12 protein-coding genes and 1 pseudogene are annotated in these 12361 nt (G+C 73.8%); 6 read left to right on the top strand and 7 right to left on the bottom strand.

What is annotated here, in order from left to right:
• Window positions 1-115: 115 nt before the first annotated feature.
• Both Aru02nite_RS32890 and Aru02nite_RS32885 read left to right on the top strand, forming a co-directional pair.
• Window positions 116-946, top strand: coding sequence for a hypothetical protein (locus tag Aru02nite_RS32890; protein ID WP_203664169.1), 831 nt, complete (start codon window positions 116-118; stop codon window positions 944-946).
• Window positions 947-1416: 470 nt separating this feature from the next.
• Complete coding sequence (locus Aru02nite_RS32885) at window positions 1417-1785, top strand: nitroreductase/quinone reductase family protein (RefSeq protein WP_203664167.1); 369 nt, start codon at window positions 1417-1419, stop codon at window positions 1783-1785.
• Window positions 1786-1802: 17 nt separating this feature from the next.
• Here the strand turns inward: Aru02nite_RS32885 and Aru02nite_RS32880 are convergent, their stop codons facing one another.
• The 5 genes from Aru02nite_RS32880 to Aru02nite_RS32860 all read right to left on the bottom strand — a co-directional run bounded on the left by Aru02nite_RS32880 (window position 1803) and on the right by Aru02nite_RS32860 (window position 6098).
• Window positions 1803-2624: an MFS transporter gene (locus Aru02nite_RS32880; RefSeq protein WP_275408771.1), complete on the bottom strand. Its 822-nt coding sequence runs from the start codon at window positions 2622-2624 to the stop codon at window positions 1803-1805.
• Window positions 2625-2824: 200 nt separating this feature from the next.
• Complete coding sequence (locus Aru02nite_RS32875) at window positions 2825-3022, bottom strand: hypothetical protein (protein WP_203664163.1); 198 nt, start codon at window positions 3020-3022, stop codon at window positions 2825-2827.
• A 295-nt stretch (window positions 3023-3317) separates the two neighbouring features.
• Window positions 3318-3842 carry a DinB family protein gene (locus tag Aru02nite_RS32870; RefSeq protein ID WP_203664161.1) on the bottom strand — a complete coding sequence of 175 codons (525 nt, stop codon included), beginning with the start codon at window positions 3840-3842 and terminating at the stop codon, window positions 3318-3320.
• A gap of 724 nt (window positions 3843-4566) precedes the next feature.
• Window positions 4567-5235 carry a lysoplasmalogenase family protein gene (locus Aru02nite_RS32865; protein ID WP_203664159.1) on the bottom strand — a complete coding sequence of 223 codons (669 nt, stop codon included), beginning with the start codon at window positions 5233-5235 and terminating at the stop codon, window positions 4567-4569.
• Window positions 5236-5360: 125 nt separating this feature from the next.
• The gene (locus tag Aru02nite_RS32860; RefSeq protein ID WP_203664157.1) at window positions 5361-6098 is read right to left on the bottom strand and encodes an FkbM family methyltransferase; all 738 of its coding nucleotides are present in this window, start codon (window positions 6096-6098) and stop codon (window positions 5361-5363) included.
• A 158-nt stretch (window positions 6099-6256) separates the two neighbouring features.
• Between Aru02nite_RS32860 and Aru02nite_RS37035 the strand changes: the two are divergent.
• From Aru02nite_RS37035 to Aru02nite_RS32845, 4 genes and pseudogenes are all read left to right on the top strand, one after another.
• A pseudogene (locus Aru02nite_RS37035) lies at window positions 6257-7045 on the top strand (alpha/beta hydrolase); the annotation flags it as partial.
• A 219-nt stretch (window positions 7046-7264) separates the two neighbouring features.
• A complete protein-coding gene (locus Aru02nite_RS37030; protein WP_239077105.1) occupies window positions 7265-8212 on the top strand; it encodes an ABC transporter ATP-binding protein in 948 nt (315 codons plus the stop codon).
• A gap of 83 nt (window positions 8213-8295) precedes the next feature.
• Entirely contained in the window at window positions 8296-9804 is a 1509-nt protein-coding gene (locus tag Aru02nite_RS32850; protein ID WP_203664154.1) for a CoA transferase, read from the top strand.
• Window positions 9801-11318, top strand: a complete 1518-nt coding sequence (locus Aru02nite_RS32845) for a class I adenylate-forming enzyme family protein (RefSeq protein WP_203664153.1) — start codon at window positions 9801-9803, stop codon at window positions 11316-11318. The genes Aru02nite_RS32850 and Aru02nite_RS32845 overlap by 4 nt, the downstream gene beginning before the upstream one ends.
• Window positions 11319-11344: 26 nt before the next feature.
• On the opposite strand, the gene Aru02nite_RS32840 is transcribed toward Aru02nite_RS32845, so the two are convergent.
• Together Aru02nite_RS32840 and Aru02nite_RS37025 are read right to left on the bottom strand one after the other, a co-directional pair.
• Window positions 11345-11773, bottom strand: coding sequence for an organic hydroperoxide resistance protein (locus Aru02nite_RS32840; protein ID WP_203664249.1), 429 nt, complete (start codon window positions 11771-11773; stop codon window positions 11345-11347).
• 88 nt (window positions 11774-11861) lie between these two features.
• Window positions 11862-12332 carry a MarR family winged helix-turn-helix transcriptional regulator gene (locus Aru02nite_RS37025; protein WP_275408770.1) on the bottom strand — a complete coding sequence of 157 codons (471 nt, stop codon included), beginning with the start codon at window positions 12330-12332 and terminating at the stop codon, window positions 11862-11864.
• Between the last annotated feature and the right edge of the window lie 29 nt (window positions 12333-12361).

Here is a 12361-nt window from a genome sequence, read left to right as displayed (position 1 = left end):
AATGCCCGATATTTGTGCCGTTACCCCTATGTTCGTCCCATGGCTCTCTACACAGACCGGGACAAGCCGGCCACCCGAATTCCACCGTGCCGCTGAGCGAAGGGATCACCCCCTGGTGAGCTGGGACAAGACGAGCTTCGACGAGATCTACCGCCAACCGGATCCCCGCGCGTACTTCGCAACGCTGGGTCCCCTCGACTACCAGATCCCCACGCACGGATCCGCGGTGTTCCGCCGGCTGGCCGCGGCGCTGGCCCGCGACGGCCGCCATGTCACCGTGCTGGACCTGTGCTCCTCGTACGGACTGACCGCCGCGCTGCTCAACCACGACGTCACCCTTGCCGACCTGCGGCACCGCTACGCCGACCCGGACCTGGCCGAGCTGTCCCCGGACGAGCTGGTCGACGCCGACCAGGAGTACTTCGCGGCGCGGCGCCGGCCACACCGCACGCGGGTCGTCGGGGTGGACGCGTCCGCACCCGCCGTCCGGTACGCGATCCGGGCCGGGCTGCTCGACGCGGCCTTCGCCGAAAACCTGGAGGACCGTACCGCCAGCGACAAGCTGCGCGCCTCCGCGGCCGACGCCGACCTGGTCACCGTCACCGGTGGCGTCGGGTACATCACCAGCCAGACGTTCGAACGGCTGCTGGGCTGCCGTGACGACCCGCCCTGGGTGGCAGCCTTCACGCTGCGTACCGTCGGATACGACGCGATCGCCGCCGTCCTCGACCGGTACGGTCTGGTGACCGAGCAGCTGGAGGGTCGTACCTTCAAGCAGCGGCGGTTCTTCGACGACCGGGAGCGGCGCAGCACGCTGGACGCCCTGGCCCGGGCCGGCGTCGACCCGACCGGGCTGGAAGCCGACGGCTGGTACCACTCCGTGTTCTACCTGTCCCGACCAGCCCACCACGTCGCACACCGCCCCGTAGCCAGCTTCGTCGCCTGACGGGCAAGGCCGGATCCGCTGCGGCGAGCCCGTCGCGGTTGTCGGCACGAGCGCCTTCCGGTCCGGTGCGAACCTGAGTCTCCGCCAGCCACGAGGGGCCGCGCGCCGTCCGACACCTGCCATGGCCCGTTCCCAGCGCCGCCCGACGCCTGTGCGGTGCTGGGAGTGGGCGTGGCGTACCCGGCATCGCGGCGCGGCAGAGGACGTTCCCCGCAGCCGACCGCCGTGGCCGTCAGTAGGCCCGCTCAGCCTGATCACGCGCCGCCGCGTATCGGTGTCAGCCGAGGAGCCTGCGATCGCCGTCCGAGACGTCTCCAGCGATCTCGCCGGCGACGTACTCGCCGTATGCGGTCGCCGCCCGGGCACCCCTGACGGTCACCAGATCCGCGGTCGGCCGGGCTGTTGCTGGCCAGGACGTCGTTGACAGCGGAACCAATTCTCCGATCTTTCCCGCCTCGTAGACTGTCGCCGTGGAAGCAGGCGAGATCCCGCCAACAGGCACATGCGACCTGAGCACCGTGGGCCGCCGAAGTGGCCAGCGCCGACGCGTGGAGATCTGGTACGTGACGGTTGACGGCGAGATGGTGATAACCGGGACGCCTGGCGCCCGCAATTGGCTCGCGAATCTGCGGGCCTGCTCCTGGGCGGTGCTGCACCTCCGCAACCCTGATCGTGACGTCGAAGTCGCGGCCGCGGAGGTGACTGATCAGGCGAAGCGTTGCCGTATCGCGGCCGAGGCATTCCGCCTTCAGCCTTGGTACGCGGAGCAGCCGTACTCGGTTGAGGAGTGGGTCGCCGGTGCCCCGATGGTGGTGCTGACGGCGACCAAGAACAGGTAGAAGTCCGTCCCGGTACCTCACCGTCGACGCCGAGGACCGGTGCGGTCACCGGTGGGTGGTATCCGGCGAGCGGAGTTCGGCGGTGCGCAGGGCGGGACGATGATGCCGAGTGCAGCGGCGGTCAGGCAGATCCCGGCGCAGCCGGTGAAGAAGGCGGCGGCGATCCATCCCATGCCCGCTGCGCCCCAGCCGCGTTCGTGGGCCAACGCCACCAGTCCGAGGGCGACCGGACCGCTGAAACACATCTCGCTCAAGCCGATCACCGCGACCAGCGGGGCCAGAACCCGGTGGTGGCGCAGGTAGCGCAGCCCGTCGCCCAGTCCGCGCCAGGCCGCCCCGCGATCGACCGACCGCACGGCCCCGTGATCGGCCGGCCGTACGGTGGTGCGTACCGTCAGCAGCAGGAGCAGCGACAACGCGAACAGGACACTAGCCGCGATGAATGCTCCGCCCGAGCCGCCCGCGGCCGGAACGACCCCGGCCAGCAGCGGGCCGACAGCGTTGCTGATGCGGATCGACAGCCCGCGCATTCCTTGCACCCGAGCAAGCTGCCCCGGGGTAGTCATGCGTGGAGGCAGCGCACCCACCGCGGGCACGAACAGCGCGTCGACAACACCGAAGATCACCGCAAGCCCGATGAGCAGCCCCACGCCGGGTGAGGTCAGCAGGATGGCCGCAGCCACGGCGCCGATCACCAGGCAGCGGGTGGCGTCGCCGGCCACGGCGACCCTGCGCGGCCCGAACCGGTCGGCGACCACGCCGCCGGCGCGCGTCCGGGCATCGTGCCGAGGTTCCGGCCGGGAGCGCAACGATCGAAGCCGTGAAGAGACATGGGCCATCCGGCGGGAATGCCGCGCCGAACACGCCCACGTCGTACCGATTCTCCCGAGGTCGACCGCGCCGCGCGGCCTGCACGATGGGAACATGGCACCGACGTGGTGGTGGTTCGGCCTCGCGGCACTCGCTGCGATCCTGCTGCTGAGCATCGGTGTCGTCGCGACCGTGGGCGTCGTCCAACACCGACGTGACCGGCTCCCGGTCAGCGAGGACGACGGTGCCTCCGCCGGATGCGGGCGGAGCGCACCGGCAGTGCCCACTCGTGTGCCTCGACCCAGGCGACCGCGTCGAACGCGTACCAGCACCGGGTCGTGAGCTGCGCCGGGTCGTACTCGATCAGCGTGGCGTGCCGCTGTGCGCCGCGGTGCTCCCCCGCGAGCCGGTGCACAGGCTGGGCCACTTGCACCGCGCTGGCGAGACCGCGCGCCACGCTGCGGCATGCTGTCTCCCGGACGAGGAGGTTCGGACGCCGGGGAGGGAAACATCTGGCGTCGGTATGGCCACAGCGCCTGTGCGTAGCGTCCCGGTTTCCCGTGCTGCGGACGGGATCCAGGACGGGATCCAGAGGAGCGGCGAGCCCGACCGGTACAGACCAGTGAGGCCAAGCCTCGCGCGGTCCACACCACCCTGCAGTGATACGCCTCGCCCGAGCACAGCAGGCTCCCAGAGCTACCGGCAGCGCGTGACCGGAGCGGTCACCCCGTGGTCTTCGCGCCGTCCAGGGACTCGCGGATGATGTCGGCGTGGCCGGCGTGCTGCGACGTCTCGGCCACGATGGTCATCAGCACCTGGCGTACCGACCAACTGCTGCCGGGCTCGTGCCACGGCGCCTTCGGCAGGTCGTGCCGGACGTCCAGATCGGGCAGGGTGGCGACGAGCTCGTCAGTGCGGCGGGCCACCTCGGCGTAGCGCTCCAGTACGGCCCCCAGGGTCTCGCCGGGCAGCATCCTGAACTGGTCACCCCAGCGGGCGAAGTCGGCCTCGGTCATGGCGCTGTAGTCGGGCATCGCCACCGCGCCCCGGACGGCGAAGTCGGCCCAGCGCTCCTCGACCGTGGCGACGTGCTTGATCAAGCCGCCGAGGCACAGTTCGCTGACGGTGGTGCGCCGGGCGACCTGCTCGTCGGTCAGGTCGCGGGTGGTGAGGCGTAGGAGGTGTCGGGCCTTGCCCAAGACGGCCAGCTGATCGGCGCGCTCGCCGGTCAGGGTCTCGGTGCTCATCGCGGTGCCCCCTCGTTGTCGTGGACCACCCACGCTAGGGGGCCCTGCGGTCACTGTCTGACCTCAGAGGGCGCTCGCTTCTGAGACCCAGCCCCTTCGAGAGGAGTAGCCGCACGTCAGGCATGAAACACAGGAGGCCCACGATCGCAACCTGCGGATTAAAAGTCCGCAGCTCTGTGAGCAGGTCGGCAGGCTGCGGCAACCAGCGGCAGTGTTGCCGGAGCACCCACCGAGCAACCAAGTCGAGCGCCCACCGCTCGATACCCCCGAACGCGAGGCAGTTACCGACCGCGACTGGCCACCCGAACGCTCCGATCGAACCGAACGTCGGACCGGGCGGAACGACAGCCTTCACGCGCTCACACAGGTCGGGAGAACTGCGGCACCGATCCGAGGCCGTCCCACTACATGCCACCGACCGCAACGGGATGACCACCCGGGTGGCTGTGCCTTCGTCTCGGTCGACGCGCGGTTGGCCTATCCCGGCGGGCCGATCTGCTTCACCGCGTGGTCGACGTGATCGGTGACGCGGGCTGCCGGTACCTCGCCGTCGATGCCGAGGACCTGAGCGGAACCGGTGCGGTCACCGGTGGGTGGTACCCGGTGAGCGGAGTTCGGTGGTGCGCAGGGCGAGGACGACGATGTCGAGTGCAGGGGTGAACAGGCAGATCGCGGTGCAGCCGGTGAGGAAGGACCTTGCCCGGTGGTGCCGGCCACGGTGTGGTCAGCGGGCGCGGCGCAGGGTGAGGGTGGCGAGGCGGACGACGATCGCGGCCTGCCCCAGGATGTACGTGGCCATCACGACCAGGTCGTGGCCCGGCATCGCCAGCCCGCCGGCGCCCAGCCCGTTCAGGACGTCGGAGACGACGAACAGCAGCGCGCCCAGCCCGAGCAGCGTGTCCACGGCGGCCGCGGTCGAGCCCATCGCGAACAGCAGCAGCCCGTACGCGGCGAGCGCGACGAGGAACACCAGCGACACGCGCGGGCGTACGACGAGGACCAGGACGACCCAGGCCACCGCGTACGCCGCGGGGATCCAGAAGCGGCGGCGCAGCCCGCGCAGCGCACCCATCCGGACGAACGTCGCCACGTAGCACAGGTGGGTCACCGCGAACAGCGCCATGCCGACGCCGAACCACACCCCGCCGCTGCCGAGCAGCGCGATGTCGCCGCCGCACGCGAACGCCAGCGACACCACGACCAGCCACACCGAGCGGCGGGCGCCGACCCGGACCAGCAGGTACCCGGCGAGGATCGGCATCAGCAGCGGCTTCGCGAGCCGTTCCAGCTCGACGTTCGACGTGGCGACGGCGAAAAGGTCGACGACCGCGCACACCAGGTACGCCAGCAACAGCACCCGTCGCGCCACCGGCGCGGCACCCTCCCGTGTCATGCGGCCGAGCTTAGGACCGGGGCCCCACCGCACGGCGGCGTGATCGCGGTTTCCGACGCCGTTCCGTTAGCACCGCGGCGGCGCCGCCCGGTCCGGACCGCCGGCCCGCCGACTGTCCACTGTGGTCAGTCAGCCGGCCGGAAGAGGTAGTTGTTGGCGTGTACGCAGACGGTGTCGGCGGGCCGCCACCCGTCCCGCCACGCGTACATGCGGTATCCGCGGGCGGTGAGCCAGTCGACGATGTCGGCCGGGGTGTAGGAGTACCGGTCGGTGTGGCGGGCCTCGATCTCGACCAGCATCGTCGGGTGGAAGCGCTCGACCGCGCGTTCGGCGCCGTGCAGGACGTGCAGCTCGCCGCCCTCCACGTCGATCTTCACGAAGTCCAGCCGGGCCAGGCCGGCCGCCTCGCACAGCCCGTCCAGCGTCTGCACCTCGACCTCCACGTCCGCGTGCCGGGGGTACTCCGCGTTCGAGCCGAGGCCGTGGCTCTGCCAGTCCAGGAACGACCGGCTCGTCGCCGGGCCGCGCGCGTCGTACGGCACGCGCATCGCCGCGCGTCCCGGTTCCGGGCCGAGCGCCAGCGCGTGGTGCCGCACGTTGCCGCGCCGCTGCGCACCGAGTACGCGGGTCCAGAAGGGGTGGGAGAACGTGACCGGCTCGATGCTGTGCACCCGCCCCGTCGGACCCGCCAGGTACGACATGGCCTGGCAGTACAGGCCGGCGGCCGAGCCGACGTCCACGCACACGTCGCCCGGGCGGATCAGGTCCGGCAGCGTGCACAGCTCGGTGTCCAGCAGCGAGGTTCGGCGGGCCAGCAGGTTCGCCAGTCCGGCGGTCACGCTGGCACGGTCCACGACGGGCATCGGTACTCCAGGTCTCGTTCGCATGAGGTCGACTTCCGTTGTGGCGCAACGGATCCGTCCGGTATGCCGAGCGTAGGTGGGCTGCCGCGCGGGTGCATCGGCCCGTGGGCGTAGTGCCGCGGGCGGGGCGGGCGCGACGCGGTGCGTACCGCGGGCCGATGCCGGGTGGGCGGCGCGCGCGGCACCGTGACGCGGTGCCCGTACCCGTGTCGCTCCCTGCCCCTGTCACGCCGCTCGCCCGGATGACGCCGGCCGCGGTGCACGAGTACCTGAGCGGGTTGTCGGACGGGGCGCGCCGGGCGCTGGTGGTGCGCTCGCCGGGGCTGGTCGGGCGGCTCGACGGGGCGCCCGCCGAGCTGCGCTTCGCGGCGAACCGGCGGCTGCTGCGGGCCGGACCGTACCGTGACTGGCCGGGGAACTACCTGCTGTACGACCCGGCCGGGCGCGCCGTGCTGGTGGTCGGCGACCTGCCGCGGGCGGACCGGATCGCCGTGCTGGTACCGGGATCGGACACCCGGCTCGCCGACTTCCACACCGGGCTGGGCGGTCTCGCGCACCGCGCCCCCGCCGTCCAGGCCACCACCCTGTACGGGGCCGCCCGCGCCGCGGACCCCGACGCCCGCGTCGCCGTACTCGCCTGGCTCGGGTACCGGACGCCGCGCGGTCTCGCCGTCGAGGTGGCGCGCGGGCGGCTGGCCGCGGCGGGCGCCGACGCGCTGCTCCGGCTCGTCGCCGGGCTGGTCGTGCTGCGGCCGGACGCCGCGCTGACGCTGCTCGGGCACAGCTACGGGTCGGTCGTGATCGGCCGGGCCGCGGCGTACCTGCCGGACCAGGTACGCGACATCGCCGTGTACGGCAGCCCCGGCATGGGCGTACCGGACGTGGCGCGGCTGCGTACCGGGGCGCGGGTGTGGGCGGCGCGCGCGGACGGCGACTGGATCCGCTGGGTACCGGGGGTGCGGGTACTGGGGTTCGGGCACGGGCGGCAGCCGACGCGGGCGCGGTTCGGGGCGCGGCCGTTCGCCACCGCGGGCGTCGCCGACCACGACCACTACCTGGCGCCGGGTACCGGGTCGCTGGCGGACCTGGCCGGCATCGTCGTGGGGTGTCCGCCGGGCGTACGCCCCCGGGATGCCCCCGCGCCGGCCGGGACTGACCGCGGGCCGATGCGCCGGGCCGGGGTGTCGGGTCAGGGTGGTGAAGTGATCGACGTCGAGCACCTCACCAAGCGGTTCGGCCGGACCACCGCGGTCGACGACCTGACCTTCTCCGTACTCCCCGGGCGGGTCACCGGGTTCCTCGGCCCGAACGGCGCCGGCAAGTCCACCACGCTGCGCCTCGTACTCGGGCTGAACGAGCCGACCGCGGGGCGCGCGACGGTCGGCGGCCGGCCGTTCCGCTCGCATCCGCGGGGGCTGCGGCACGTCGGCGCGCTGCTCGACGCCGGTGACGTACACGGTGGGCGCAGCGCGCTGGCGCACCTGTCCGCGCTGGCCGTCGCCAACCGCATCCCGCCGCGCCGCGTCCACGAGGTACTCGACGAGGTGGGGTTGTCGGCGGCGGCCCGCCGGCGGATCGGTGGCTTCTCGCTCGGCATGAAGCAGCGGCTGGGCATCGCCGCCGCACTGCTCGGCGACCCCCCGGTCCTGATGTTCGACGAGCCGCTGAACGGGCTTGACCCGGAGGGTGTGCTGTGGGTGCGGACGCTGTTCCGGCGGCTCGCGCGGGAGGGGCGGACGGTGTTCGTGTCCAGCCACCTGATGACCGAGATGGAGCACACCGCCGACCATCTGGTCGTCATCGGGCGCGGCCGGCTGATCGCCGACGAGAGCCTGGCCGCGTTCGCCGCGCGCGGTGGTGGCCTGCGTGTCACCGTGGACACGCCCGACCCGGCGACGCTGACCGCGGCGCTCGACGCGGCCGGCGGAACCGTACGCCCGGCCGCCGACGGCACGCTGACCGTGACCGGGCTGACGGCGGCGCGGATCGGCGAGGTGGCGCTGGCGCATCGGGTGTCGTTGAGCCAACTCACGGCCCGCAGCGGGTCGCTGGAGGAGGCGTTCCTCGACCAGACCGCGGACCGTGCCGAGTACCTGGCAGGCGCCGGACGCTGAGGCCGTCCCGCGGAACGGCGCCGCCGAACCGCCCGCCGATGCTACCGTCCGTGATCATCAGGTCGACACGGTGAGGTGACGGGGTGCGCGGACCGACCGCCACGAGTACCCGACCGGCGACGGTCGCCGCCACGGTCGCCGCGGGGCACCTGCGGGCGCTCGGCGCCGCCGACACCGGGTACGACATCGGCTGGGCCGGGCCGGTCGACCTGCCACTCGACGACGAGGCGTCGGTACAGGCGGCGTGCGGGCTGGCCGCCGTGCACGGCCGACGGTACGGGCGGCCCGAACCGCTGCGGGTGCCGTACGCGTCGGTGCTGGCGGGGGTACTCGCCGCGCAGGGCGCGCTGGCCGCGCAGCTGGACCGCCGGCGGGGCGGGCCGGCGCGTCGGGTGGCGACGTCGGTGGCGCAGGCGGCGCTGCTGGCGGTCGGGCAGCACCTGGCGAGCGCCACGACCGCCGACGACGGCGCGCCGCCGGCCGGTACGGGTGGGCCGCCGTTCGTGTCCGCCGACGGCGTCCGGTTCGAGATCGAGTCCCTGTACGCCGAGGGCTGGGCACGGTTCTGGTCCCGGCTCGGCGCCGACACGGGCGCGGTACGCCGCGGGTGGCCGCCGTTCCAGGGGCGCTTCGCCACCGCCACCTGCCCGCTGCCGGCCGCGCTGCACGACACCACCCGCCGCCACCCGTACGAGGAGGTCCGGGCCGCGGGTGCCGACGCCGGTGTCACCGTCGTCGCGGTACGCACCGGTCCCGCGGGTACCGGCGAGGTGCCGTGGCGGTTCGCGGAACTCGGCGCGGCGGTGCCGACTCCCCCGCCCGCGGCCGGGGACGCGCCGCTGCACGGGTTCGTGGTGGTGGAGGCGACGCGGCGGGTGCAGGGGCCGCTCGCCGGGCACCTGCTGCGCCTGCTCGGCGCCGACGTGGTCCGCGTCGAGCCGCCGGGCGGCGACCCGATGCGCGGCGTACCGCCGATGGCGGGTGACGTGTCGGCGCGGTTCCTGGCGCTCAACCGCGGCAAGCGGGTGGTGGCAGCCGATCTCGGCCATGCCGCCGGCCGCGCGGAGCTGCGCGAGCTGGTCGCCGGCGCCGACGTGTTCCTGCACAACTGGGCGCCGGGCCGGGCCGCGCGCTGGGGTCTGGACGCCGACGACCTCGCCGCCGTACGCCCCGGCCTCGTCTTCGCGTACGCCTCCGGCTGGGGTGCCGCGCCGGGCGCCGACCCGCCGGTCGGTACGGACTACGTGGTGCAGGCGTCCAGCGGGCTGGCGGCGCGGCTCGGGCCGGACGACGCCACCCCGACCCCGTCGCTGTACACGGTCACCGACACGCTCGGCGCGCTGGTCTGCGTCGAGGCCGTACTCGCGGCCCTGCTGCACCGGTTGCGCACCGGGTACGGCCGGCGGGTCGACACGTCGCTGCTGTCCGCCGCCGGCGTACTGCTCGCCGCGCCCCGCACCGCGCCGGCCGCGCCGCGGGTACCGGTGTGCACGGACCTGGCGGAGCTGGCCGGCGATCCGCGCTTCGCCGACGCCCTGACGTACGACGGGTGCGCGCTGGTCCGCGCGCCGTGGCGGTTCACGCCGGCATGACGTGGACCTCGGCGCAGGGCGTGACGCTGCGCGATCTCGTACCGGCCGCGGACCGCCGGCGCTGGGTGGCCGCCGGCCACTGCCCCGACGTCGACCTGTTCTCCCTGTACTGCCGGCACGAGGCGGCCGATCCGTACCGGCCCGCGGTGGTGACCGCGGCGGGCACCGTGAACCGCGCCGAGCTGGGCGAGCGCGCGCGGCGGTTGGCCGGTACGCTGCGGGACGCCGGGCACGGCCGTACCGACGTCGTCGGCGTCCGTATCCCGAACGGCATCGACGCGGTCGTCGCGGAACTCGCGGTCGCGGCGCTCGGCGCGGTGGCGCTGCCGATCCCTTGCGGGCGCGGGCATCGGGACACCGCGAGCCTGCTGCGCCGGTCCCGCGCCGGCGCCCTGCTCACCACCGACCCGGCGGCCGTACGCGGGCTCGACCTGCCGGACCTGCGTACCGTGCTGGCGCCGGACGCGCGGGGCGACGCGGTCCGGGCCGGACCGGTCGACGCCGAGGCGCCGGCGCGGATCCTGGTGTCGTCCGGATCCGAGCACGAACCGAAGATGGTCGCGTACTCGCACAACGCGGTCGGCGGCGGCCGCGGCAACTACGCCGCCGCGCTGTACGGCGACACCGCGGAGGTTCGCGCGCTCGTCCTCGTCCCGCTGTCCTCGTCGTACGGGTCGCTCGGGCTCGTCACCCTGGTACGGCAGGGCGGCACGCTGGTGTTGCTGGAGCGGTTCGAGCCGGCGGCGGCGCTGGCCGCGGTCGACCGGTACCGGCCGACGCACCTGCTCGGGGTGCCGACGATGCTGCGCCGGATGGCAGAGCTGCCAACGGATGCGGACACCTCGTCGCTGCGTACGGTGGTGTCGAGCGCGGCGGCGCTGGCGCCCGAGACCGACGCGGCGGTACGGGCGCGGTTCGGTTGTCCGGTGGTGAACGTGTACGGCTCGTCCGACGGCGTCAACTGCCACACCGCGCGGGGCGGTGCGGGCGTCGGCTTCCCCGATCCCGCGGTCGCCGCCGTACGCCTCGGCGCGGACGGCGAGATCCAGTGCCGCGGCCCGATGACCCCGCTGTGCTACGTGGGCGCGCCCGAGCTGGACGCGGCGTACCGGCTGCCGGGTGGGTGGGTGCGCTCCGGCGACCGCGGACGGTTCGACGCCGACGGCAGCCTGCACGTGGTGGAACGGATCCGGCAGGTGGTGATCCGCGGCGGGTACACGATCAGCCCGGCCGAGGTCGAGCGGCTGATCGGCGGGCACCCGGCCGTGTCGGACGTCGCCTGCGTCCCGGTGCCCGACCCCGATCTCGGCGAACGGCTGTGCGCCTGCGTGGTGGCGCGCAACGGCGTCACCGCACCGGATCTGGCCGAGCTGACCGCGTTCCTCACCGCGCGCCGCGGCCTGGAACCCCGCAAGCTCCCCGAGCACCTCCTGGTACTCGACGCGCTGCCGCTCGGCCCGACCGGCAAGGTGTGCCGGCACACCCTGACCCGCCTGGCCGCCGGTACCGGATGATCCACAGTGGACCGTCCGATGTGGACTCAGACCAGGGTGAGCGTCACGTCGATGTTGCCGCGGGTCGCGTTGGAGTACGGGCAGACCTGGTGGGCCTGCTCGACCAGCTCGCGGGCCGCCTCCGGGGCGACGCCGGGCAGGGCGACGAGCAGCTCGACGGCGAGCCCGTACCCGCCGGAGCCGGTGGGGCCGATGCCGACCTTCGCGGTCACCGTGGAGCCCTCGACGTCGACCCGGGCCCGGCGCGCGACGACACCCAGCGCGCTGTGGAAGCAGGCACCGTACCCGGCGGCGAACAGCTGTTCGGGGTTGCTGCCGGCGCCGTCCCCGCCCATCTCGACGGGCGGCGCGAGCTTCAGGTCCACGGCACCGTCGGTACTCCGGACCCGCCCCGCGCGGCCGCCGTCGGCGGTGGCCTCCGCGGTGTACAGGATCTTCGTCGGGCGGTTCGACATCGTCGCGCTCCCCTCGTCGGCATGAACATTGGACACAACTAGATCGTACGCAATGTTTATGCCGGACGCGGGCCCGCGGTGAACGGGATCACGGCGACCGGTCGCCCGCCAACCGGTCCGCGATCGCGATCAGCTCGGTACGCAGCCGGCGCGCCTCGCCCGGTGACAGCCCCGTCGCCGCGCCGATCGCCGGCGGTACCCGGTGGGCCCGGCGCCGCAACGCCCTCCCCCGCTCGCCCGCCCGGACCAGAACCGACCGCTCGTCGGCGGGCTGCCGCTCCCGCTCCACCAGCCCGGCGGCGGCCATCCGCTGCAGCAGCGGCGACAGCGTGCCGTAGTCCAGGCGCAGCGCGGCACCCAGCTCCCCGACCGACACCTCGCCGCGCTCCCACAGCACCAGCAGCACCAGGTACTGCGGGTACGTCAGGCCCAGCTCCGCCAGCAGCGGCCGGTACGCCGCGGTCACCGCGCGGGACGCCGCGTACAGCGCGAAGCAGACCTGGTCGTCGAGGGACAGCGAGCTGCCCCACTCGCCGGTGTCCGCACGCTCCGCGCCCACCGTCCCACTGTGCCCACCGCACCGGCCCG

Source organism: Actinocatenispora rupis, from assembly GCF_016861975.1.
GTDB lineage: Bacteria > Actinomycetota > Actinomycetes > Mycobacteriales > Micromonosporaceae > Actinocatenispora > Actinocatenispora rupis.
This window is presented reverse-complemented; position numbering and strand designations above follow the sequence as displayed.